This is a genomic window from Pseudomonas sp. fls2-241-R2A-110, from assembly GCF_030209165.1.
In the GTDB taxonomy this organism is placed as follows: Bacteria; Pseudomonadota; Gammaproteobacteria; order Pseudomonadales; family Pseudomonadaceae; genus Aquipseudomonas.
Window position 1 is genome coordinate 150,007 of the sequence record NZ_JARVSN010000007.1, and the last position, 22,806, is coordinate 172,812.

The 22,806-nt window shown below is 59.2% G+C and carries 18 protein-coding genes; 7 read left to right on the forward strand and 11 right to left on the reverse strand.

Annotation, left to right across the window (positions count from 1 at the left end; all coding sequences use genetic code 11):
- Positions 1-62: 62 nt before the first annotated feature.
- From QRN31_RS06080 to QRN31_RS06115, 8 genes are all read right to left on the reverse strand, one after another.
- Positions 63-1,043: a peptide ABC transporter ATP-binding protein gene (locus tag QRN31_RS06080; protein ID WP_222589761.1), complete on the reverse strand. Its 981-nt coding sequence runs from the start codon at positions 1,041-1,043 to the stop codon at positions 63-65.
- Positions 1,043-2,011: an ABC transporter ATP-binding protein gene (locus QRN31_RS06085; RefSeq protein ID WP_090175571.1), complete on the reverse strand. Its 969-nt coding sequence runs from the start codon at positions 2,009-2,011 to the stop codon at positions 1,043-1,045. Before QRN31_RS06085 ends, QRN31_RS06080 begins: the two co-directional genes overlap by 1 nt.
- Before the next feature lie 10 nt (positions 2,012-2,021).
- Positions 2,022-2,933, reverse strand: coding sequence for an ABC transporter permease subunit (locus QRN31_RS06090; protein WP_090188310.1), 912 nt, complete (start codon positions 2,931-2,933; stop codon positions 2,022-2,024).
- A 13-nt stretch (positions 2,934-2,946) separates the two neighbouring features.
- A complete protein-coding gene (locus tag QRN31_RS06095) occupies positions 2,947-3,957 on the reverse strand; it encodes an ABC transporter permease subunit (protein ID WP_285430803.1) in 1,011 nt (336 codons plus the stop codon).
- 72 nt (positions 3,958-4,029) lie between these two features.
- Entirely contained in the window at positions 4,030-5,625 is a 1,596-nt protein-coding gene (locus QRN31_RS06100) for an ABC transporter substrate-binding protein (protein ID WP_285430805.1), read from the reverse strand.
- 78 nt (positions 5,626-5,703) lie between these two features.
- Complete coding sequence (locus tag QRN31_RS06105) at positions 5,704-7,137, reverse strand: OprD family outer membrane porin (protein ID WP_285430807.1); 1,434 nt, start codon at positions 7,135-7,137, stop codon at positions 5,704-5,706.
- Positions 7,138-7,309: 172 nt separating this feature from the next.
- On the reverse strand, positions 7,310-8,911 hold the full coding sequence (locus tag QRN31_RS06110; RefSeq protein WP_285430809.1) for an ABC transporter substrate-binding protein: 1,602 nt from the start codon (positions 8,909-8,911) through the stop codon (positions 7,310-7,312).
- Between the two features lie 303 nt (positions 8,912-9,214).
- On the reverse strand, positions 9,215-10,840 hold the full coding sequence (locus QRN31_RS06115; RefSeq protein WP_090175557.1) for an ABC transporter substrate-binding protein: 1,626 nt from the start codon (positions 10,838-10,840) through the stop codon (positions 9,215-9,217).
- A 1,574-nt stretch (positions 10,841-12,414) separates the two neighbouring features.
- On the opposite strand from QRN31_RS06115, the gene QRN31_RS06120 reads away from it, so the two are divergent.
- Positions 12,415-12,777: a DUF6124 family protein gene (locus QRN31_RS06120; protein ID WP_285430811.1), complete on the forward strand. Its 363-nt coding sequence runs from the start codon at positions 12,415-12,417 to the stop codon at positions 12,775-12,777.
- Between the two features lie 131 nt (positions 12,778-12,908).
- On the opposite strand, the gene QRN31_RS06125 is transcribed toward QRN31_RS06120, so the two are convergent.
- Positions 12,909-13,625 carry an SIMPL domain-containing protein gene (locus QRN31_RS06125; protein WP_090175552.1) on the reverse strand — a complete coding sequence of 239 codons (717 nt, stop codon included), beginning with the start codon at positions 13,623-13,625 and terminating at the stop codon, positions 12,909-12,911.
- A 319-nt stretch (positions 13,626-13,944) separates the two neighbouring features.
- Between QRN31_RS06125 and QRN31_RS06130 the strand changes: the two genes are divergently transcribed.
- The 4 genes from QRN31_RS06130 (at position 13,945) to QRN31_RS06145 (ending at position 18,524) form a co-directional block, all read left to right on the forward strand.
- Entirely contained in the window at positions 13,945-15,207 is a 1,263-nt protein-coding gene (locus QRN31_RS06130; RefSeq protein WP_259155316.1) for an ATP-binding protein, read from the forward strand.
- Entirely contained in the window at positions 15,200-15,760 is a 561-nt protein-coding gene (locus QRN31_RS06135) for a response regulator transcription factor (RefSeq protein WP_007901386.1), read from the forward strand. Before QRN31_RS06130 ends, QRN31_RS06135 begins: the two co-directional genes overlap by 8 nt.
- 96 nt (positions 15,761-15,856) lie before the next feature.
- Complete coding sequence (locus QRN31_RS06140; protein ID WP_285430814.1) at positions 15,857-17,584, forward strand: ABC transporter ATP-binding protein/permease; 1,728 nt, start codon at positions 15,857-15,859, stop codon at positions 17,582-17,584.
- A gap of 190 nt (positions 17,585-17,774) precedes the next feature.
- Positions 17,775-18,524 (forward strand): FadR/GntR family transcriptional regulator, encoded by a 750-nt coding sequence (locus tag QRN31_RS06145; protein WP_222589771.1) that lies wholly within the window; start codon positions 17,775-17,777, stop codon positions 18,522-18,524.
- A 140-nt stretch (positions 18,525-18,664) separates the two neighbouring features.
- Here QRN31_RS06145 and QRN31_RS06150 read toward each other — a convergent pair whose 3' ends face one another.
- Together QRN31_RS06150 and QRN31_RS06155 are read right to left on the reverse strand one after the other, a co-directional pair.
- A complete protein-coding gene (locus QRN31_RS06150) occupies positions 18,665-18,856 on the reverse strand; it encodes a hypothetical protein (protein WP_285430816.1) in 192 nt (63 codons plus the stop codon).
- Positions 18,857-18,870: 14 nt separating this feature from the next.
- Positions 18,871-20,148 (reverse strand): phospholipase, encoded by a 1,278-nt coding sequence (locus tag QRN31_RS06155; RefSeq protein ID WP_285430817.1) that lies wholly within the window; start codon positions 20,146-20,148, stop codon positions 18,871-18,873.
- Positions 20,149-20,385: 237 nt separating this feature from the next.
- On the opposite strand from QRN31_RS06155, the gene kdgD reads away from it, so the two are divergent.
- On the forward strand, positions 20,386-21,297 hold the full coding sequence (gene kdgD, locus QRN31_RS06160) for a 5-dehydro-4-deoxyglucarate dehydratase (RefSeq protein WP_109627960.1): 912 nt from the start codon (positions 20,386-20,388) through the stop codon (positions 21,295-21,297).
- A 61-nt stretch (positions 21,298-21,358) separates the two neighbouring features.
- Positions 21,359-22,804, forward strand: a complete 1,446-nt coding sequence (locus tag QRN31_RS06165) for an aldehyde dehydrogenase family protein (protein ID WP_285430819.1) — start codon at positions 21,359-21,361, stop codon at positions 22,802-22,804.
- Positions 22,805-22,806 lie beyond the last annotated feature (2 nt).

A 22,806-nucleotide genomic window follows, 5' to 3' on the forward strand; every position in this document is an offset into this window, starting at 1 on the left:
AATAGAAGGGGCTGTTGAGGCCGGTCAGGTATCACTGTGGGAGCGGGCTCGCTCCCACATTTTTATGCCGCGCCGTCGAGGAATTGCTCGGCGTAGTGGCACGCAACCTGGCGGCTGTCGAGCAGGCGCAGGGCCGGCTCTTCAGTGCTGCAGCGTTCGGTCGCGTACGGGCAGCGCTTGTGGAAAGCGCAACCCGACGGCGGGTTCAACGGGTTGGGCAACTCGCCGACAATCTTGATTTTCGGCTTGTTCGGGTCCGGGTGAATGGTCGGGGTGGCCGACAGCAGCGCCTGGGTGTACGGATGCAGAGGACGCTCGTAGATGTCGTTCTTCGGGCCCATTTCCACCGGGCGACCGAGGTACATCACCATCACGTCATCGGCAACGTGTTGCACCACTGCCAGGTTGTGCGAAATGAACACATAGGCGGTGTTGAACTCTTGCTGCAAATCCATGAACAGGTTCAGCACCTGGGCCTGGATCGACACGTCCAGCGCCGATGTCGGTTCATCCGCCACCAACACTTTTGGCTGCAACATCATCGCCCGGGCCAGCGCGATCCGCTGACGCTGACCGCCGGAGAACATGTGCGGATAACGCTGGTAGTGCTCAGGGCGCAAGCCCACCTGCTTCATCATCGCCTGCACTTTCTCGCGACGCTCGGCGGCGGAGAGGTTGGTGTTGATCAGCAGCGGCTCGCCGAGCTGGTCACCGACTTTCTGCCGTGGGTTCAACGAAGCGTATGGGCTTTGGAACACCATCTGCACGTCTTTGCGCAGTTGCTTGCGTTGAGCCTTGTCGGCTCCGGCGACTTCTTGCCCTGCGATTTTCAGGGAGCCGGAGGACGGCTCCTCGATCAGCGTCAGGGCACGGGCCAGGGTGGATTTGCCGCAGCCCGATTCGCCAACGACCGCGAGGGTCTTGCCGGCTTCGAGTTCAAACGACACACCGTTCAGGGCGCGCACGGTCGCATGGCCCTTGAACAGGCCACGGGACACTTCGTAGTGACGGGTCAGGTCGCGGGCGGTAAGTACGACGGCCATTACGCCACCTCCTGATTCAGCGGGTAGAAGCAGCGGGCAAGGCTGTTGCTTTTCGGGTCAAGGGTTGGGCGTTGCTGACGGCAGGATTCCTGCACATACGGGCAACGCGGCGACAGCAGGCAACCCTGCGGACGGTCATAACGACCGGGAACAATGCCCGGCAGCGTGGCCAGGCGTGTGGCGCCCAGGCTGTGTTCCGGAATTGCCTTGAGCAGCGCTTCGCTGTACGGGTGCGCCGGAATGTCGAACAACTGAGGCACCTGACCGACTTCCACTGCTTGGCCGGCGTACATCACGCACACGCGCTGAGCGGTTTCGGCCACGACCGCGAGGTCGTGAGTGATCAGCACCAGGCCCATGTTCTGCTCTTTCTGCAACGCCAGCAGCAGGTCCATGATTTGGGCCTGGATGGTCACGTCGAGTGCCGTGGTCGGTTCGTCGGCGATCAGCAGTTTCGGCTCGCCGGCAATCGCCATGGCGATAGCAACGCGCTGGCTCATGCCGCCGGACAGTTGATGCGGGTAAGCATCCATACGGCTGGCGGCGCCCGGGATTTCAACTTTTTCCAGCAGTTCGATGGCCCGTGCGCGGGCTTGCTTGCCGGACATTTTCAGGTGCAGGCGCAGCACTTCTTCGATCTGGAAACCGACGGTGTAGCTCGGGTTCAGCGCGGTCATCGGGTCCTGGAAGACCATGGCCAGGTCTTTGCCGACGATTTGCCGACGCTGACGGTTGCTGAGCTTGAGCATGTCCTTGCCGTCGAAATTCAGCGCGTCAGCGGTGACGATCCCCGGATGCTCGATCAGGCCCATCAGCGCCATCATGGTCACGGATTTACCCGAACCCGACTCGCCCACGATGGCCAGGACTTCGCCCTTGTCCACGGTAATGTCGAGCCCGTCGACCACCGGAACGGCGTTCTTGTCGCCAAAGCGAACGTTGAGATTCTTGATTTCTAACAGTGACATTTGAATCTCCTCAGGCGGCGTTCTTGAGTTTCGGGTCCAGCGCATCGCGCAGACCGTCGCCCATCAAGTTGATTGCCAGCACGCTGAGCAAAATGGTCAGACCCGGCAGGCTTACCACCCACCAGGCGCGTTCGATGTAGTCGCGAGCCGAAGCCAGCATGGTGCCCCACTCAGGGGTTGGCGGTTGTACGCCAAGGCCGAGGAAGCCCAGTGCGGCGGCGTCGAGAATCGCCGAGGAAAAGCTCAAGGTGGCCTGAACGATCAGCGGCGCCATGCAGTTAGGCAGCACGGTGACGAACATCAGGCGTGGCAGACCGGCGCCGGCCAGGCGCGCGGCGGTCACGTAGTCGCGGTTCAGTTCGCCCATCACCGCGGCGCGGGTCAGACGAACGTAGGACGGCAACGAAACCACGGCGATGGCGATGATGGTGTTGATCAGGCCAGGGCCGAGGATGGCGACAATGGCTACCGCCAGCAGCAGGGACGGCAGGGCCAGCATGATGTCCATCAGGCGCATGATGGTCGGGCCGAGCACGCGCGGGAAGAACCCGGCGAACAGACCCAGCAGGATGCCCGGAATCAGCGACATCACCACCGACGACAAACCGATCAGCAGGGACAGGCGCGAACCGTTGATCAGCCGCGACAGCAGGTCGCGCCCCAGTTCATCGGTGCCGAGCAGGAACTGGATCTGCCCACCTTCCAGCCAGGCCGGCGGGGTCAGCAGGAAGTCGCGGTACTGCTCGCTCGGGTTATGCGGGGAAACCCAAGGCGCGAAGATTGCGCAGAAAATCACCAGCAGCATGAACAGCAGGCCGGCGACGGCGCCTTTGTTCTTGGAAAACGCTTGCCAGAATTCTTTGTACGGGGACGGATAAAGCAGACTTTGATCGACTGCTACCGCTGGAATTGAAGTGGTCATGGTCATGATGATCTCAGCGCTGATGACGGATGCGTGGGTTGGCAAAGCCGTAGAGGATATCCACCACGAAGTTGACCAGAATCACCAGGCAGGCGATTAACAGGATGCCGTTCTGTACGACTGGGTAGTCCCGTGCGCCAATGGCTTCGATCAGCCATTTGCCGATGCCGGGCCACGAGAAGATGGTTTCGGTCAGGACCGCACCGGCCAGCAATGTGCCGACTTGCAGGCCGACTACGGTGAGTACCGGGATCAGCGCGTTGCGCAGGCCATGCACGAACACCACGCGCGCTGGCGACAGGCCTTTGGCACGGGCAGTACGGATGTAGTCTTCGCGCAGCACTTCGAGCATCGAAGAGCGGGTCATCCGCGCGATAACGGCCAGCGGGATGGTGCCGAGCACGATGGCCGGCAAGATCAGGTGGTGCAGGGCATCGAAGAAGGCACCGATGTCATCGGCCAGCAACGTGTCGATGAGCATGAAGCCGGTACGCGGCTCGATGTCATAGAGCAGGTCGATCCGCCCGGACACCGGGGTCCAGCCCAGGGACACCGAGAAGAACATGATCAGGATCAGGCCCCACCAGAAGATCGGCATCGAATATCCCGCGAGGGAGATGCCCATCACCCCATGGTCGAACAGGGATCCTCGCTTGAGTGCCGCGATCACCCCGGCCAACAGGCCCAGGACGCCGGCGAACAACAGGGCGGCCATGGACAGTTCCAGGGTCGCGGGGAAGAGAGAGGTGAACTCGGTCCAGACGCTTTCACGGGTCCGCAGGGACTCGCCGAGATCGCCGTGGGCCAGTTTGCCGATGTAATCCATGTACTGGGCATACAGCGGTTTGTTCAGACCTAGGCGTTCCATTGCCTGAGCATGCATTTCGGGGTCGACTCGACGTTCGCCCATCATTACTTCCACGGGGTCGCCAGGAATCATGCGAATCAACGCGAAAGTCAGCAAGGTGATGCCGAAGAACGTGGGGATCAATAACCCCAATCGGCGGGCAATAAAACTAAACATCTTGTGTGCTACCTCATCAGCCGGTTAGGCGTGCCCGGCATTCCTGGGTCAGGAATGCCGGTAGTTTCTTATCTACTTCACCTGGGTGGTGGCGAAGTTATTAGTGGTGAGGGGGCTAATGTGATAGCCCTCTACGTTGTTGCGCATTGCGGTGAACATACGGGTATGCGCCATGCTGATCCATGGCTGGTCCTGGTTGAAAACCACCTGGGCCTGTTCGTAGAGCGCTGCACGTTCCGTCGGGTTCACTTTAGCCCTTGCCTGATCAATCAGCGTCTGGAATTTGTCATTGCACCAGCGTGCGTAGTTTTCGCCGTTCTTGGCGGCTTCGCAACTGAGCATAGGCGTCAGGAAGTTATCCGGGTCGCCGTTATCGCCCGCCCATCCGGCGGAAACCATGTCGTGCTCGCCGTTTTTGGCGCGCTTGAGCATTTCGCCCCATTCCATGACGCGAATATCGATCTTGATCCCGACCTTGGCCAGGTCGGCCTGCATCATTTGTGCGCCGAGCATCGGGTTAGGGTTGGTCGGGCCGCCACCGTTACGGGTGAACAGGGTGAACGTGGTGCCTTCCGGTACACCGGCTTCCTTGAGCAAGGCGCGAGCCTTGTCCAGGTCACGAGGCGGGTTCTTCAGGTCGTGGTTGTAGCCCAGCAACGTGTCCGGGTACGGGTTGACCGCGACCGTGGCGTTGCCTTTGCCGAACAGCGCATTGACATAAGCGGCCTTGTCGAAGGCGATGTCGATGGCTTTACGCACGCGCACGTCACTCATGTACTTGTGCGTGGTGTTCATGGCGATGTAGGAAACGGTCATCGCGTTCATTTCATCGACTTTCAGTTTTTCGTCTTTCTTGATGCTCGGGATGTCATCCGGTTTCGGATACAGCGCGACCTGGCACTCGTTGGCCTTGAGCTTTTGCAGGCGCACGTTGTTGTCGGTGGCGATTGCCAGGATCAACGCTTCGGCTGGCGGCTTGCCACGGAAGTAGTCCGGGTTGGCCTTGAAGCGAACCTGGGCGTCTTTGTTGTAGCGCTGGAACACGAACGGGCCGGTGCCGACGGGCTTGTTGTTCAGGTCGCCGGTCTTGTTGGCCTTGAACAACTGGTCGGCGTACTCGGCGGAGTAGATCGAGGAGAAGGCCATGGCGATGTCGGCCAGGAATGGCGCTTCACGACGGGTCAGCGTGAACTTGACGGTGTTGTCGTCCACTTTCTCGACGCTTTTGAGCAGTTCCTTGAAGCCCATGCTTTCAAAGTACGGGAAGCCCACGCTCGACAGTTTGTGCCATGGGTGATTCGGGTCCAGCTGACGCTGGAAACTCCAGACCACATCGTCGGCATTCATGTCGCGGGTCGGCTTGAAGTAATCGGTGGTGTGGAACTTGACGCCTTTGCGCAGGTGGAACGTGTAGCTCAGACCGTCCTCGCTGATGTCCCAGGAGTCGGCCAGTGCCGGAATCACTTCAGTGGTGCCGGGCTTGAAGTCCGCCAGACGATTGAAGATGGTCTCGGCCACCGCATCGGCGGTGACTGCAGTCGTGTACTGGACCATATCGAAGCCTTCCGGACTGGCTTCGGTGCAGACCACCAGGGGTTTGGCCGAGACGCCAACAGCGACACTCAGCAACGCGGCGGCGATGGCCGCACGTAGGGGAAGCATTTTCATCAAGAACCCTCTGCAATCGGTTAAAGGACAAAAGCCGAACGGCCAATTCATCACTGAATCAGCCGTTCGGCAGGTGCATTACAGAATGTTGAACGGGATGGTGGTCACGAGACGGAACTCGTTGATGCTGCCATCCGCCTGGTTTTCGCTGGCGCGGTGAGCGGTGTAGGTCGCGCGAATCGCGGTCGCTTTCAGAGGGCCGCTCTGCACGGCGTACGAAGCACCGATACCGTATTCGTAATGGGTTTCGCCGTCCTGGTTCTGGATGCCGTCGTAACCCTTGCCTGCTACCCCTTCGTTGCCGGTGTAGTGAGTACCGTCGATGCCCCAGCCGCGAGCCTGGTAGATGTTGAACTTCAGGCCCGGCACGCCGTATTCGGCCATGTTCAGGCCGTAGGCGATCTGGAAGGACTTCTCGTTCGGACCGTTGAAGTCCGACAGCAGGGAGTTGGCCAGGTAGATGCCGTTGGTTTCATGCAGGTAGTCGAAGTACTCGTTACCGTTAATTTCCTGGTACGAGAAGGTCAGGCTGTGAGCCTGGTGAGTCAGGCCGAACGACAGGGAGCCGGCTTGGTTGTCGATCTTGCCCAGTTTGGCCGAACCCGAATCAACGGTTTTGTAGTAGTTCAGGCCGGTGGTCAGGCTTACGACCTGGCTGTCGCCCAGCACGTGGGTGGCGCCGAAGTAGTACTGGTTCCACAGATCTTGGGCCTGGGTGCCCCACAGGCTGGTGGTCAGGCTGGCGAATGGCGTGTAAGTGATGCCACCGGTGTTGACGCGATCGGTTTCGGCACTGGAGTTGCCGTATTCGGAGCGGAACTTGCTCAGGCTTTCTTCGGTACGTGGCGAAACACGGTCAAAGGAGCCCAGGTCGAAGGCCAGGTTGTTCAGTTCTTCACTGTGGATCGCCACACCTTCGAAGCTCGAAGGCAGCGGACGGTTGCCGATGACGTCGACCTGCGGGCTGCTGAAGTTCATGCGGCCGGCGGTCAGGGTGGTATTGGAGACACGGGCCTTGATGTTGGCCAGGCCGATTTTGCTCCATTGACCTTGGGCGTCGCCGCCTTCTTTGGTCAGGGTACGGTTGTTGCCCGCGCCTGGACGAGAGCCCGGTGCGCCGCCATTGTTGGACGCCAGGTTCTCGCGGTCACGTTCCAGCGCGACAGCGTTGTAGGCCGCCACTTCAGTGCTGAAACCCACGGTGCCTTCGGTGAAGCCGGAGTTGTATTTGACGATGGTGCCCTGGACCCAGTTGATACGACGATCAGTCGGGGTCGCTACACCGTCTTTGCGGTAAGTGAACTTGCCACCACGTTTCAGTTGTTCGTTGGCGTACCAGTTACGCGTGCTGCCAGTCACCGTGCTGCCTGCGACAAAACCGGTTGCATCGGCTTGAGCACTTTTGGTGTTGACCGTAACCGGGGTGAATTCCTGGCTTTGGGTTTCTGCGTAAGCCGTGGCGGTTACGCTGCTGATGGCCAGGGCCAATAACGCGGTGCTGCTCAGTTTCATGGGTGAAGCTCCTTACTTTCTTTTTTTAATGCCGGTCTTTTTGGGTGATCCGGCTATTTGGTTTAGAACTCATTCAAGGCATGGCAAACGTTTGCTGTAGGCCGGATTGGCGAATTACGGCAATACGCTTGCTTGAGGGCGCAAAGCGCCCCCAGCGTTTCTGGCTAATCGGTTATTGGTCGATACTGACACCCGAGAACACGTTGCGACCGAAAGGACTCACCTGGAATCCTTCGATTTTGGCGCTCAACGGTTGGTTGACCGTCGAATGGGCGATAGGCGTGATCGGCACTTGTTGCTTGAGATAGTGCTGCGCCTGTTTGTAGAGCTCGGTGCGCTGGTCACGGTCGGTGACGACCTTGGCCTGCTTGATGAACTTGTCGTAAGTGGGGTCACACCACATCGAGTAGTTGTTGCCGCCAATGGCGTCGCAGCTGTAAAGCGTGCCCAACCAGTTGTCCGGGTCTCCATTGTCGCCGGTCCAGCCGATCAGGCTGATGTCGTGCTCGCCATTCTTGGTGCGCTTGATGTACTCGCCCCATTCATAGCTGACGATCTTGACCTTGAGGCCGATTTTCGCCCAGTCAGCCTGGAGCATCTCGGCCATCAATTTGGCGTTGGGGTTGTAAGGGCGCTGAACCGGCATCGCCCACAGGGTGATTTCGGTGCCTTCCTTCACGCCGGCAGCCCTGAGCAGTTCCTTGGCTTTCTCCGGGTTGTAGGCAACGTCTTTGATCGTGTCGTCGTAAGACCATTGGGTCGGCGGCATGGCGTTGACCGCCAGTTGGCCGGCGCCCTGGTACACGGCGTTGAGAATGCTTTGTTTGTTCACGGCCATGTCCAGTGCCTGGCGCACTTCGAGCTGGTCGAAGGGTTTGTGGCGGACGTTGTAGGCGATGTAGCCAAGGTTGAAGCCGGGCTTCTCGATGAGCTTGAGTTTCGGGTCGTTCTTCAGTGCGGCCACGTCGGCGGGGCGCGGGCTCAGGGTGATCTGGCACTCATTGGCCTTGAGCTTCTGCACGCGCACCGAGGCGTCGGTGTTGATCGCGAAAATCAGGTTGTCGAGCTTGACCCGATTAGGGTCCCAGTACTGCTTGTTGCCGGTGTAGCGAATGTTGGAATCTTTCTGGTAGCTCTTGAAGGCGAACGGGCCGGTGCCGATCGGCTTCTGATTGATGTCGCTAGGCTTGCCTTCGGCCAGCAGCTTGTCGGCGTATTCGGCGGACAGAATGGCGGCGAAGCTCATGGCGATGTTCTGGATGAACGCGGCGTCGACGCTGTTGAGCGTCATGACCACGGTCAGCGGCCCGGTCTTCTCGACCTTGGCGATGTTCTTGTTCAGGCTCATCCCGTTGAAGTACGGGAACTCGGTCGGATAAGCCTTACGGAAAGGTTGCTGTGGATCCAGCATGCGATTGAACGTGAACAGCACGTCATCGGCGTTGAAATCACGGGTTGGCGTGAAGTATTGGGTGGTGTGGAACTTCACCCCTTCGCGCAGGTGAAAGGTGTACTTGAGGCCGTCCTCGGAAATATCCCAGCTCGTTGCCAGGCCTGGCACGACGTTGGTGGCGCCTTTTTCAAACTCTGCCAATCGGTTGTACAGCGGCTCGGCGGCATCGTTATCCGTCGAGGTCGTGTACTGCGCGGTATCGAAGCCAGCAGGGCTGCCTTCGGAGCAGAACACCAGGCTGTTGTTGGCGGCCTGGCTGATGGAAGTGGCGGCCAACAGGCCGGTGCCCAGCAATGCGGATAAAACCAAGGTATGGCGCATGACGCTCCCTCTTGTTTAGTGTTTTGACAATGAGCCGCCGTCCCGTCCTGGGACGTGGAGGCATCATTGATCTCAAACCATCATGTGCAGCAAGAACCGAGAGTCCACACATGAACTGGTCGGATCCCGACGGTATGTACCGTGGGTCCGGCAGTAAATGCGTAGAGTCCGAAAGACTCGTGGGAAAAGGCGACGCGTCCTGAACCTCTGCTGTACGACGCAGCGGATTTGGACGTAGGCGGATTCCTGCTTTCTCGGCAGATAAAGCAGCGGCGACGTTAAAAACGTCGCCGCTGCAAAACCTTACTTGCTGACGCTGACGCCGTAGAAGGAGTTCAAGCCGAACGGGCTGATCTTGAAGTCCTGCACGTTGTCGCGCATGGGTTGGAACACCGTCGAGTGAGCGATAGGTGTCATTGGCACAGCATCTTTGAGGACGTGTTGTGCCTGTTTGTACAGTTCGGTGCGCTTGGCCTGGTCGGTTGTACGCTTGGCTTCTTTAACGATGCCGTCGAACTTCTTGTCGCACCACTTGGAGAAGTTGTTGCCTTGCAGCGAATCACAGCCGAACAGCACGTTCAGCCAGTTGTCCGGGTCACCGTTGTCGCCGCTCCAGCCAATCAGCATCGCGCCGTTTTCGCCGCCTTTGGAGCGCTTGATGTACTCGCCCCACTCGTAGGTCACGATCTTGGCCTTGATACCGATCTTGGCCCAGTCGGATTGCAGCATTTCAGCCATCAGCTTGGCGTTCGGGTTGTACGGACGCTGTACTGGCATCGCCCACAGGTTGATCTCGGTGCCTTCCTTGATGCCGGCTTCCTTGAGCAGCTCTTTGGCTTTCTCAGGGTTGTACGGCGCGTCCTTGATGGTGGTGTCGTAGGACCATTGGGTTGGTGGCATGGCGTTGACGGCCAGTTGACCAGCACCCTGGTAAACGGAGTCGATGATCTGCTGCTTGTTGACGGCCATGTCCAGTGCCTGACGCACTTTCAGTTGGGCCATCGGGTTTGGCTGATCGCTGCCCTTGATCTTGTCCATCACGTTGTAGGCGATGTAACCCAGGTTGAAACCAGCCTGGTTAGGCACTTTCAGAGTCTTGTCTTCTTGCAGCGCCTTCAGGTCGGCTGGGCGTGGGAACAGAGTGATCTGGCACTCGTTCTTCTTCAGCTTCTGGATACGCACCGACGGGTCGGTGGTGATGGCGAAGATCAGGTTGTCGATCTTGACGTCGTCAGGCTTCCAGTAGTCCTTGTTCCCGGTGTAGCGGATGTTGGAGTCTTTCTGGTAGCTCTTGAACACGAACGGACCGGTGCCGACCGGCTTCTGGTTGATGTCGGCGGCTTTGCCTTCCTTGAGCAGCTGGGCAGCGTACTCGGCGGATTGCACGGACGCGAAGCTCATGGCCATGTTCTGGATGAACGCAGCATCAACTTCTTTCAGGGTGAACTTGACAGTTTTGTCGTCGACTTTATCGATCTTGGTGATGTTGGTATCCATCCCCATGTCGGTGAAGTACGGGAATTCGGTCGGGTACGCCTTACGGAACGGGTCATCCTTGTTAATCATGCGATTAAAGGTGAACAGCACGTCGTCGGCGTTGAACTCACGAGTGGGCTTGAAGTACGGGGTGGTGTGGAACTTGACGCCTTGACGCAGGTGGAAGGTGTACGTCAGGCCGTCCGGGGAAATGTCCCAGCTGGTCGCCAGACCAGGAATGACAGCGGTACCGCCACGTTCGAACTGGGTCAAACGGTTGAACATGGTTTCTGCAGAGGCGTCGAAGTCGGTTCCGGTGGTGTACTGACCTGGATCGAAACCGGCCGGGCTCCCTTCGGAGCAGAACACCAGGTTAGTCGCTGCTTGGGCGAATGGTGCGCTAGCTAACAAGCTTGCGCCGACTAAAAACGGAATGACCGCGTGTTTAAGCATGTTGGCCTCATGATTTGTTGTCATTTTTGGAATTAGAGGACGACCTCGTGAGTCGTGCCTGCGGATACTTATGCAGGGGCCATACCCATTGCAAGATCCTGAGCGACCACAGGCATTAAACAGTGGCACGAACGTACCTTAATGTCGCATATGTATAAATTCATGTTCATTTGACCGTTTGCGCAGGGTTTTTTCGGTGCGTCCGATGCACTTGTGCGGGGCGATCTGGACGTTTTGCGCACTCGATTGGGGCGCGGTGTTACTTATTTATACCCGTCATTGAGGGGGGGATATGGGGATCGTGGGGGGGAATGAGATTGAGTTCTTGTTTGGTGGGTAGGTGATTGTTGTTTAAGGGGTTGTTGTGTCTGTGCGGGCAGATTGTTTTGTTACTGTTGGTCAGTGGACATCGGGTGTTGGGTTTCGGGCTTGGGCCTGGGGCTTGGGTGTTCAGGTAGTACCGGCGGGTGCAACCTTTGTTGATTGTGGTGGTTTTGTGTACATATCCGTTGCTGCGGTAACGGCGGCTGGCGGTTTCGCCCTTACGGCGAGTCCCTTTTTCAAACGCCAAAAAGGAACCAAAAGGCTTTGCCCCGACGTTCGGCCCCTCGCTGGGGCTCGGTGTTCCTTCGTTCCGGCATTCATCTGGGGGCATCGCCTCCGGTCTGCTTCGCGACGACCTCCTCTCGATGTGTGCGGCTCCGCCGCACGGCGCTGCGCGCCTACCCCCCAGACGAACGCCTCCACTCAGCCTGCCGACGGGGCGGGCAGATCAAAAGCCAGATCAAGATCAAGAGCTGCAGGCGAGCTACCGCTCGGCCTGTTGAGTGGTGAGGAGCGGGCGGTGGACACCGGTCCATTGTGGGAGCTGGCCTGCCGGCGATGGCGGTCCGCCAGCCGACCAATCTCCTGCAGATGTACACCGAACCCTGTGGGAGCGGGCTTGCCCGCGATGGCGGCCTGCCAACCGACCAGTCTCTTTCAGGTGTACCCGGTCCACTGTGGGAGCTGGCCTGCCAGCGATGGCGGCCTGCCAGCCGACCAATCTCCTGCGGATGTACACCGAACCCTGTGGGAGCGGGCTTGCCCGCGATGGCGGCCTGACAGCCGACCAGTCTCTTTCAGGTGTACCCGGTCCACTGTGGGAGCTGGCCTGCCAGCCGACCAATCTCTTCCTGCTGCCCATTGATCGTTCCCTACGCTCCGCGTGGGAATGCAGCCAGGGACGCTCCGCGTTCCATTTTTGTGTTGAACGATGTGTAAGAAACACAGAGCTTTCCCACGCATTTTTCAGGTTGCCGGGTAGGAAGCGGTATGTCTAATCTCTGGCTGTCGCTGCAGTTTCAGCGACCAGGCGTGGAAACCTGGATCTCTTAGTAGCCGCATAGCTGAACCATCGTATTCGTTGCCGACGTCTTCGTTCGTCTGCAAACTGCGTCCTGGCGGCTGTGCGTGGGCAGGCTTCGGTCTGGCCGGGTCCTACTAACCGGTATTTCCACCCTGCGTGCAGCCGCCACCTATTTGTCGTGTGGAAACGACATTGGATGGCTCCCATTTCAAGTAGGAGTTTTTCCATGGATAAGTTAATCCCCGATCCACCCACCACATCCGAAGCTGAAGATTTACCCTCCGAGACTTTACTCAAAGACCGCGAAGCCATAAAACGCGCCCTCGACTACTACCTCGATCCCCCGAATCAATACACGGCAACCCCCCGTCGTCCCAGCACCATGTTCCTGGTCGCTCCGAACATGGACACCGAAAGCCTGTTGGTTCAAGCCTGCGAGTCCCTGGCTTCCGCGAGTGTCATGGCCAGCGATTTCGCCACAAACCTGATCGGTCCGCAGCGCAATACGGTGTTGGCGATTCAGCAGATCATCATGCTCGCGGAGTTGGCGGTGAATAGGGCGCTGGATAACGTCGATCCGCAGGGCTGATCAGAGACCACGTTATCGTTCATCGATGGTGTAGGACTCAACAGCACTTGCTGGTTTCTCCGGGCTTTTGGCAGGCAATAAAAAACGGCGACCACGTCAATGATCGCCGTTTTTCTAGACGGATCAGCCAATCAAGGCATCAACACTTCAATCGCGCCATCCGCCGTCATGCTGACCTGGCTCGTGCCTGCCTCAACTTCTGGCGTCACCGGTGCGCTGTCCATGCTCGCCGCTTTCATCATCATCGGGCCGCGCATGTAGGGCTGTGGATAGCCGTTGCTGTTGAGGTTCAGATTGACGATTTTGTAGCTCTTGCCGCCCAGTGCGTCAGTCGCCAGTTGGGCGCGGGCCTTGAAGGCGGTGACGGCGTCTTTGAGCAGCGCGTCTTCGCTGGCTTTGCGTGTTGGTGTGGCGATGGCGAAGTCCATGCCGCCCATTTTCAGGTCGGTCAGCAGTTCGCCGGTCAGCTTGGAAAGGGCGGCAAAGTCTGAGCTTTCCAGGCGCAGTTCGGCGCGTTCACGCCAGCCGGTGATTTTCTGACCTTTGGTGTCGTAGATCGGGTAGCTGTTGCGGCTGCCCTGGCGAAGGGTGATTTCCTTGACCTCTTTAGCCTGTGCCAGCGCCTTGTTCATGGTGGTGCTGACGTCGGCGGCGAGTTTGGCCGGGTCGGTGTTTTGTTCTTCGGTGTAGAGCGTCACGATCATCAGGTCGCGGGGCACTTCCTGACTGACTTCGGCGCGCAGGGAAATCTGGTTGTAATGAAGCTCGTCGGCGGCCAGGGCCGGGAGGCTGGCAACGGTGCCGGCACTGAGGGCAAGAAGGGCGGCGCTGCGGCGGAAACTGTGCATGAAAACTCCTTGGGCGATGCGCAGGGGTTAAAGTCCGAGCCTGCGTGAAACCATCAGACTCTAGCGGTAATGGTCCGGTTCGCACAGTTACAACTTCTATACAGATGAAAGGCAGGTGGCCGCTTTACGACCCATCGCGGGTAAGGCCGCTCCCACAAATACAACAGTGAACCTGTGGGAGCGGGCTTGCCCGCGATGGCTGCCTTATAGACGCCACACTCCTTTGTGCCATGTGGCTGTTTGCCGCACTTTTGCCTGCCAGCCCCCGTGCTTGGTTATACTCCGTGCGATCCGCCTGGAGCGCTCATCAGGAGAGCTCATGCTCGCCCCCGTACAAATCACTTCCGCGACTCGCCAGAACCTCTGGCGGCTGACGATCATCCGCACTTTGGTGCTCGCCGCTCAAGCCGGCTCCGTGGGTTTGGCCTACTGGTTCGATCTGCTGCCGTTGCCATGGGTGCAACTGGCGATGACCCTCGGCTGCTCGATGCTGTTGTGCGCATTCACGGCGGTTCGCCTGCGTACTTCGTGGCCGGTGACCGAGCTCGAATATGCCCTGCAACTGGCCTGCGATCTGTTTATCCACAGCGCCTTGCTGTATTTCTCCGGTGGCTCCACCAACCCGTTCGTCTCTTATTACCTGGTGCCGCTGACCATCGCCGCCGTGACGTTGCCGTGGCGCTATTCGGTGGTGCTGTCCGGTATCGCCCTGGCGCTTTATACCTTGCTGCTGGCGCGGTTCTATCCGCTGGAAACCTTCCCTATCGCCCGGGAAAACCTGCAGATCTACGGCATGTGGCTGAGTTTTGCCCTCGCCGCCGCCGTGATCACCTTCTTTGCCGCGCGCATGGCCGAAGAACTGCGACGTCAGGAAGAGCTGCGCGCCATTCGTCGTGAAGAAGGCCTGCGCGACCAACAGCTGCTGGCCGTTGCGACCCAGGCTGCGGGCGCCGCGCATGAATTGGGCACGCCGCTGGCGACCATGAGCGTGCTGCTCAAGGAAATGCGTCAGGACCATCCAGACCCGCTGCTGCAGGACGATTTGAGCGTGCTGCAGGACCAGGTCAAGTTGTGCAAGGAGACCTTGCAGCAGTTGGTTCGAGCGGCGGAAGCCAATCGCCGCCTGGCGGTGGAAATGCAGGACGTCACTGACTGGCTCGATGAGGCGCTGAACCGCTGGCACCTGATGCGCCCGGAAGCCAGCTACCGTTTCCAGCGCCTGGGCCAAGGGACCGTGCCGCGCATGGCGCCGCCGCCAGACCTGACGCAAGCCCTGCTGAATTTGCTCAACAACGCCGCCGATGCGTGCCCCGAAGGGCTGCAAGTGACGCTGGACTGGAATGCCGAAGACTTGACCATCAGCATTCGCGACCACGGCGCCGGTGTGCCGCTGGCCATCGCCGAACAGATCGGCAAACCGTTTTTTACCACCAAGGGCAAAGGTTTCGGCCTGGGCCTGTTTTTGAGCAAGGCCAGCGTGACACGCGCCGGCGGCTCAGTGAAACTCTACAGTCATGAGGAAGGCGGCACGCTCACCGAGCTGCGCCTGCCCCGTGTCGCCCGAGGAGACGAACATGAGTGACGAGATCCAAGTTGAAGGCGAAGAACTGCCGCATTTGCTGCTGGTGGACGACGATGCAACCTTCACCCGCGTAATGGCCCGCGCCATGGCCCGCCGTGGTTTTCGCGTCAGCACCGCCGGTTCCGCCGAAGAAGGCCTGACCATTGCCCAGGCCGACATCCCTGATTACGCCGCGCTGGACCTGAAAATGGACGGCGACTCGGGTCTGGTGCTGCTGCCCAAACTGCTCGAACTCGACCCGGAAATGCGCGTGGTGATCCTCACCGGATACTCCAGCATCGCCACCGCCGTCGAGGCGATCAAGCGTGGCGCCTGCAATTACCTGTGCAAACCGGCAGACGCCGATGACGTGCTGGCTGCGCTGCTCTCCGAGCATGCCGACCTCGACACCCTGGTGCCGGAAAACCCGATGTCGGTGGACCGCCTGCAGTGGGAACACATCCAGCGCGTGTTGACCGAGCACGAAGGCAACATCTCCGCCACTGCCCGCGCCCTGGGCATGCACCGCCGCACGCTGCAGCGCAAACTGCAGAAGCGCCCGGTCCGTCGCTGAACGAGCGCTGAACGGTTATCGCCAGCCCTCGCAGTAACCCGAACCGATCATCTATGATCGGTTCGTGTGTGTTCTTTTCTTTATCGAGCCTTATCCATGAATGAGAACGCTGAATATTCCGCGGTCAACGATGCTGTGCGCGGGCAGTTTTTTCGCAAAGTCTGGGCGATGACCACGCCTTACTGGCGCAGCGAAGAGAAGGGCAAGGCCTGGACGCTGCTGATCGCCGTGATTGCGCTGTCGCTGTTCAGCGTGGCGATTTCGGTGTGGATCAACAGTTGGTACAAAGACTTCTATAACGCCCTGCAAAAGAAGGACGAAGCGGCCTTCTGGCAGCTGATTCTGTATTTCTGCGGCATTGCGGCGGTGGCGATCCTGGGCGCGGTGTACCGGCTTTATCTGACCCAGATGCTGACCATTCGCTGGCGAGCCTGGCTCACCGAAAAACACTTCGCCCGTTGGCTGGGCAGCAAGAATTACTACCAGCTGGAGCAGGGTGGCTACACCGATAACCCGGACCAGCGGATTTCCGAAGACCTCAATAAATTCACCACCAACACCTTGGGCCTGGGCCTTGGGCTGATACGGAACATCGTCAGCCTGGTGTCGTTTTCGATCATTTTGTGGGGCGTGTCGGGCAGCATCGAAGTATTTGGCTTCACGATCCCCGGCTACATGTTTTGGTGCGCACTGGTGTACGCCGCCGTCGGCAGCTGGCTGACGCATGTGATCGGTCGTCGTTTGATCGGCCTCAACAACAACCAACAACGTTTCGAAGCCGACTTGCGTTTCTCCATGGTGCGGGTCCGCGAGAATGCCGAGAGCATCGCGTTGTACAACGGCGAGCCCAACGAGAACCGTCGCCTGAGCAGTCGCTTCGGTCTGGTCTGGCACAATTTCTGGGACATCATGAAAGTGTCCAAGCGCCTGACGTTCTTCACGTCCGGTTATGCTCAGATCGCAATCATCTTCCCGTTCATGGTCGCGGCGCCGCGTTACTTTGCCGGCAAGATCGAGCTCGGTGAGCTGATGCAAATCAACTCCGCGTTCGGCAATGTTCAGGAGAACTTCAGCTGGTTCATCAGTGCATACCAGGACCTCGCCGAGTGGCGCGCTACCTGTGATCGTCTGCTGAGTTTCCGCCAGGCCATGACTGACAACGAAGAACGTGCGCCAGCCATCGACGTGCAGAACGCGGGTACGGCATTGCGCGTGCACAACCTCGGTCTTGATCTGGCTGACGGACGTCACCTGCTGACCAACGCCGAGATGACGGTGGAGGAGGGTGAGCGCGTGATGCTCAGCGGGCGTTCCGGCAGTGGCAAATCGACCTTGCTGCGAGCGATGGGGCATCTGTGGCCTGCCGGTCACGGCAGTATTCGTCTGCCGACCTCGCGTTATCTGTTCTTGCCGCAAAAACCTTATCTGCCCATTGGTACGCTCCGCGAAGCGCTGAGTTATCCACAGGCCGGCGATACGTACCCGCATGAACGTTACGTGCATGTGCTGGAAACCTGCCGTCTGCCGCACCTCGTTGCGCGTCTGGACGAAGCCAATCACTGGCAGCGCATGTTGTCGCCGGGAGAGCAGCAGCGGTTGGCCTTTGCCCGCGCACTGTTGTTTGCACCGAAGTGGCTGTACATGGACGAAGCGACCTCGGCGATGGACGAAGAGGATGAAGGGTCGTTGTATCAGGCCTTGATCGATGAGATTCCGGGGCTGAGCATCGTCAGCGTCGGCCATCGCAGCAGTCTGAAGCGTTTCCACCCACGGCATGTGCGCATTGAAAGCGGGCATCTGGTAGACCAGACCGTGACCGCATAAGCACCACAAATCCCTGTGGGAGCGAGCTTGCTCGCGATGACGGCATGACATCCAACATTAAAGGTGTCTGACACTCCGCCATCGCGAGCAAGCTCGCTCCCACAGGGGATAGTGGATGCTGACGGTGATCGTACAACCGTGTTGAGCTATGATGCGGTTTCAGCCGAATTTTTCGAGAAAGACGTTCACCATGGAAAACCCGATCGACGCACCCCGCCTCCCTCGCAAGCGCCGCAGCCTCGCACAGGAATTGGTGACGGTGCTGTCCGAGCAGATCCGCGACGGCCACCTCAAACGTGGCGACAAATTGCCCACCGAGTCGGCAATCATGGATGCCCATGGCGTCAGCCGCACCGTGGTTCGCGAGGCGATTTCCCGCTTGCAGGCCGCAGGCCAGGTGGAAACCCGCCACGGCATCGGCACCTTCGTGCTCGACACACCGAGCCCGAGCGGTTTCCGTATCGACCCGGCCACGGTCGTCACGCTGCGTGACGTGCTGGCGATTCTGGAGCTGCGGATCAGCCTGGAAGTGGAATCCGCCGGCCTTGCCGCACAACGTCGCACGCCCGAGCAGTTGGCATTGATGCGAGCGGCTCTGGATGCATTGAACGAAAGCGTCTCCCATGCCAGCGATGCCGTGGCGTCGGATTTCCAGTTTCACCTGCAAATCGCCCTGTCGACCGGCAATCGCTACTTCACCGACATCATGACCCACCTGGGCACCAGCATTATTCCGCGCACCCGGCTCAACTCCGCGCGGCTGGCCCATGATGACCAGCAGCACTACATGAATCGCCTGAGCCGTGAGCATGAAGAGATTTACGATGCCATTGCGCGTCAGGATTCGGATGCGGCGCGGGCGGCGATGCGTTTGCACCTGACCAACAGCCGCGAACGACTGCGCCATGCGCATGAAGAGGCAGAGGCACAGCGCGGGTAATTGCCTGCCTGACAGGACGCCATCGCGAGCAAGCTCGCTCCCACATTGATCCTGGATGCCCACAAGTTCTGTGTTCATCGAAAATCTATTGTGGGAGCGAGCTTGCTCGCCATGAGGGCGTCAGCCTAAAAGCAGTAACCTCAGCCCTCGTTCAAAGTCGACCGATCCACCCGCACTGCCAATTGCGCCGTCCCAGGCCTGGCATCAAACGTCACACTCCCACACTCATCAACCACACCCCGCGCAATCGCCACTCCCTTGGCCAGCAATTCCAGCGGCGCGCCCTTCATCGATTGCCCCGAAGCCAATTCCAGTTTCAATTTAATCTTCATCGTTGATCTCCTTATCAGGCCACGTTGCCCGTTGGTTTGTAGTCCTTGAGCAGCAAGTAAGTGCTCCAGCCCCACCAGTCATCGACGGTGGCGGTGTCGTTCAAGTTGTTGACGTCCTTGCGTCGCAACACCTTGTTGCCGTCCATCCTGAACAGCGGCGAAAAATTGCCCGCCAAGTTCAGCACCGCCTGCAAATCCGGCAGATTCTTCAGCGCGCCGAAACTGCCGGGCGACGGCGCAATGCCGCTCAGATACGCCGCAAACACTTCATCCGCCGACACCTGAACCGCTAGATTCACCTGGGCGCGATTGGCGCTGGAGAGGTCGTCGAAGTAGCGTTTGTCGCCATAGGCGCGCCATTGCGCACCGTTGGCGTTACGCACATTGAGGCCGAACTTGCTGTCTTCGTCGTGCATGAAGCGGGTAATCAATGAGCCCAGGTCACTCGGTGTGACCACCGCTGCCAGCTGCTTGCGGGGCACGCGCAAGTGACCGGCGGAAAACAGGTCGGTCAGGTAGTGATCGGCAAACGCGTTCATCGCGTAGGCCAGTTCAAGCTGCTTTTCATCGCCGCTGTTGTGCGCTTTCACCGCGTGTTGCAGGGCTGCCGCATGCCCGGCGATATAGGCCAGTAGCGCCCATTCGCCAAAGTGGTCGGCGTTGTTGGCGGCCAGTTTCAGGTAGCGCCCCAGCGGAAACAGTGCGGAGACAACACTGCCGCCGCCCGTGATTCTGTTCCACTCTTCGGACAACGTATCACCGAGGGCGTCATACGCCTCATGAGGTTGTTTACCGTCCTTGATGGCCTGTTTAACGGCAGCGATTTCCTTCTGCATGACGCCGAGAATCAACTTGGCCTCGGCATTGGACGCCGGCAACACGGCCAGCGAATTGAACGCGTTGTTGAATCGCTGTATACGCTCGGCAGCGCTGGCGGGTTGATCGGGGATGCCATAAAAATCAGCGCTCAGCGCAACGATCTGGCCATAGGTCAGCGCCAATCCGTTCGGTAAGTGCAGTTCAACCTGAGACGCGGGGACAGCAGGCGCGTCTTTGATGAAACGCAGCAGGGTGCTGTCGCCGATGGCCGTGTGTTCGCCGCCTTCGAACCTCAGCTGCGGCTTGTTTTTTGGCGCTTCGCCGCCCGGCAAAGGTACGTCGTTGTGTTCACCGAGATGCAATACCAGCGAATCGCCATCGACGATGGCGACGCCCTGTTCGGTAAAAAGGTCGTCCAGGTTCACGATGACCTGCTTGGGGTTTTCCTGCGGTTGTGTGTGCAGACCTGACATTTCTAGCTCCTTGATATGTCGTCGGTACAAATCCAATTAACTGTATGTATATACAGTCATTCGAATCATAGAAGAGAAATTTCCTACGTCAAGAAAATACCTTTCCGACTCAAAATGTGAGGTTCGCGATGAAATGCAGTTGACGGTTATTATTTAAGTTGTACGATGACCTACAACTCGGCGAAAGCTGAACGGTTTCTCACACAAACATACGTCGCTACCCAGGGTGTTCGAATAATGAATCCACAAGAACTGAAGTCCATCCTCTCTTCCGGTCTGCTGTCTTTCCCGGTCACCGATTTCAATGCCCAGGGCGATTTCCATCGCGCTGGCTACATCAAGCGTCTCGAATGGCTGGCCCCATACGGCGCCACGGCGTTGTTCGCCGCGGGCGGCACCGGTGAGTTCTTCTCTCTGGCGGCCAGCGAATATTCGGAAATCATCAAGACTGCCGTCGACACCTGCGAAACCAGCGTGCCGATTCTGGCCGGTGTAGGTGGTTCGACCCGTCAAGCCATCGAATACGCACAGGAAGCTGAGCGTCTGGGCGCCAAAGGCCTGTTGCTGCTGCCGCACTACCTGACCGAAGCCAGCCAGGACGGCGTCGCCGCCCACGTTGAAGCCGTGTGCAAATCGGTAAAAATCGGTGTGGTGGTTTACAACCGCAACGTCTGCCGCCTGACCGCACCGTTGCTGGAGCGTCTGGCTGAGCGCTGCCCGAACCTGATCGGATACAAAGATGGCCTGGGCGATATCGAGTTGATGGTGTCGATCCGTCGCCGCCTCGGTGATCGCTTCAGCTACCTGGGTGGTTTGCCGACCGCCGAAGTGTACGCAGCGGCCTACAAGGCCCTGGGCGTGCCGGTTTACTCGTCGGCGGTGTTCAACTTCATCCCGAAAACCGCGATGGATTTCTACCACGCCATTGCCCGCGAAGATCACGCCACTGTCGGCAAGATCATCGACGACTTCTTCCTGCCTTACCTGGACATCCGTAACCGCAAAGCCGGCTACGCGGTAAGCATCGTCAAGGCCGGGGCAAAAATTGCCGGCTATGACGCAGGCCCAGTGCGTGCGCCGCTGACCGACCTGACCGGCGAAGAGTACGAAATGCTCGCCGCGTTGATCGACAAGCAAGGTGCGCAATAACACACCCGATTAAACAAGGCCGCTGAGTGATCAGCGGCCTTTTGCGTGAGGAGAACATCTCGTGGCAGATTCAAAGCGTTTTGATAACTACATCAACGGTGAATGGGTGGCAGGCAGCGATTACTGCGCCAACATCAACCCGTCCGAACTGACCGACACCATCGGCAACTACGCCAAGGCCGATCTGGCCCAGGTCCACGCGGCCATCGACGCCGCTCGCGCCGCGTTCCCGGCCTGGTCGACTTCGGGGATTCAGGCTCGCCATGACTCGCTGGATAAAGTCGGCACTGAAATCCTCGCCCGTCGCGAAGAGCTCGGCACCTTGCTGGCCCGGGAAGAGGGCAAGACCCTGCCCGAAGCCATTGGCGAAGTGACCCGCGCCGGTAACATCTTCAAGTTCTTCGCCGGTGAAACCCTGCGTCTGTCCGGTGATTACCTGCCGTCGGTGCGCCCGGGCGTCAACGTTGAAGTCACCCGCGAAGCGCTGGGTGTGGTCGGCCTGATCACCCCGTGGAACTTCCCGATTGCGATCCCTGCGTGGAAAATCGCCCCGGCCCTGGCCTACGGCAACTGCGTCGTGCTCAAACCGGCCGATCTGGTGCCAGGTTGCGCCTGGGCGCTGGCCGAAATCATTTCCCGCGCAGGCTTCCCGGCCGGCGTGTTCAACCTGGTGATGGGCAGCGGTCGAGTGGTTGGCGATGCGCTGGTGCAGAGCCCGAAAGTCGACGGCATCAGCTTCACCGGTTCGGTCGGTGTGGGTCGTCAGATCGCGGTCAGTTGCGTCTCGCGCCAGGCCAAGGTTCAGCTGGAAATGGGTGGCAAGAACCCGCAGATCATTCTCGACGACGCCGATCTCAAGCAAGCGGTCGAGCTGTCGGTGCAGAGTGCGTTCTACTCCACCGGTCAGCGCTGCACGGCTTCGAGTCGTTTCATCGTCACCGCCGGCATCCACGACAAATTCGTCGAAGCCATGGCCGAACGCATGAAGTCGATCAAGGTCGGCCACGCCCTGAAAACCGGCACCGACATCGGTCCGGTGGTTTCCCAGGCTCAGCTTGAACAGGACATGAAGTACATCGACATTGGCCAGTCCGAAGGTGCACGTCTGGTCAGCGGCGGCGGTCTGGTGACCTGTGACACCGAAGGCTATTACCTCGCGCCAACGCTGTTTGCCGACAGCGAAGCCGCGATGCGCATCAGCCGCGAAGAAATCTTCGGCCCGGTGGCCAACGTGGTTCGCGTGGCGGATTACGACGCGGCACTGGCCATGGCCAACGACACCGAATTCGGTCTGTCGGCGGGTATCGCCACGACATCGCTGAAGTACGCCAACCACTTCAAACGTCACTCCCAGGCCGGGATGGTGATGGTCAACCTGCCGACGGCGGGTGTGGATTACCACGTTCCATTCGGTGGGCGTAAAGGTTCATCCTATGGTTCCCGCGAGCAAGGTCGCTACGCGCAAGAGTTCTACACGGTTGTGAAGACCTCTTATATCGGCTCCTGATA

What these genes read in the sequence shown, in the direction of transcription:
- QRN31_RS06135 (WP_007901386.1), top strand. Translation starts at nt 15,200, where the DNA reads ATGAGTGACGAGATCCAAGTTGAAGGCGAAGAACTGCCGCATTTGCTG.
- QRN31_RS06100 (WP_285430805.1), bottom strand. Translation starts at nt 5,625, where the DNA reads ATGAAAATGCTTCCCCTACGTGCGGCCATCGCCGCCGCGTTGCTGAGT.
- QRN31_RS06125 (WP_090175552.1), bottom strand. Translation starts at nt 13,625, where the DNA reads ATGCACAGTTTCCGCCGCAGCGCCGCCCTTCTTGCCCTCAGTGCCGGC.
- QRN31_RS06120 (WP_285430811.1), top strand. Translation starts at nt 12,415, where the DNA reads ATGGATAAGTTAATCCCCGATCCACCCACCACATCCGAAGCTGAAGAT.
- QRN31_RS06085 (WP_090175571.1), bottom strand. Translation starts at nt 2,011, where the DNA reads ATGTCACTGTTAGAAATCAAGAATCTCAACGTTCGCTTTGGCGACAAG.
- QRN31_RS06110 (WP_285430809.1), bottom strand. Translation starts at nt 8,911, where the DNA reads ATGCGCCATACCTTGGTTTTATCCGCATTGCTGGGCACCGGCCTGTTG.
- QRN31_RS06080 (WP_222589761.1), bottom strand. Translation starts at nt 1,043, where the DNA reads ATGGCCGTCGTACTTACCGCCCGCGACCTGACCCGTCACTACGAAGTG.
- QRN31_RS06150 (WP_285430816.1), bottom strand. Translation starts at nt 18,856, where the DNA reads ATGAAGATTAAATTGAAACTGGAATTGGCTTCGGGGCAATCGATGAAG.
- QRN31_RS06115 (WP_090175557.1), bottom strand. Translation starts at nt 10,840, where the DNA reads ATGCTTAAACACGCGGTCATTCCGTTTTTAGTCGGCGCAAGCTTGTTA.
- QRN31_RS06130 (WP_259155316.1), top strand. Translation starts at nt 13,945, where the DNA reads ATGCTCGCCCCCGTACAAATCACTTCCGCGACTCGCCAGAACCTCTGG.
- QRN31_RS06105 (WP_285430807.1), bottom strand. Translation starts at nt 7,137, where the DNA reads ATGAAACTGAGCAGCACCGCGTTATTGGCCCTGGCCATCAGCAGCGTA.
- QRN31_RS06090 (WP_090188310.1), bottom strand. Translation starts at nt 2,933, where the DNA reads ATGACCACTTCAATTCCAGCGGTAGCAGTCGATCAAAGTCTGCTTTAT.
- kdgD (WP_109627960.1), top strand. Translation starts at nt 20,386, where the DNA reads ATGAATCCACAAGAACTGAAGTCCATCCTCTCTTCCGGTCTGCTGTCT.
- QRN31_RS06140 (WP_285430814.1), top strand. Translation starts at nt 15,857, where the DNA reads ATGAATGAGAACGCTGAATATTCCGCGGTCAACGATGCTGTGCGCGGG.
- QRN31_RS06145 (WP_222589771.1), top strand. Translation starts at nt 17,775, where the DNA reads ATGGAAAACCCGATCGACGCACCCCGCCTCCCTCGCAAGCGCCGCAGC.
- QRN31_RS06095 (WP_285430803.1), bottom strand. Translation starts at nt 3,957, where the DNA reads ATGTTTAGTTTTATTGCCCGCCGATTGGGGTTATTGATCCCCACGTTC.
- QRN31_RS06155 (WP_285430817.1), bottom strand. Translation starts at nt 20,148, where the DNA reads ATGTCAGGTCTGCACACACAACCGCAGGAAAACCCCAAGCAGGTCATC.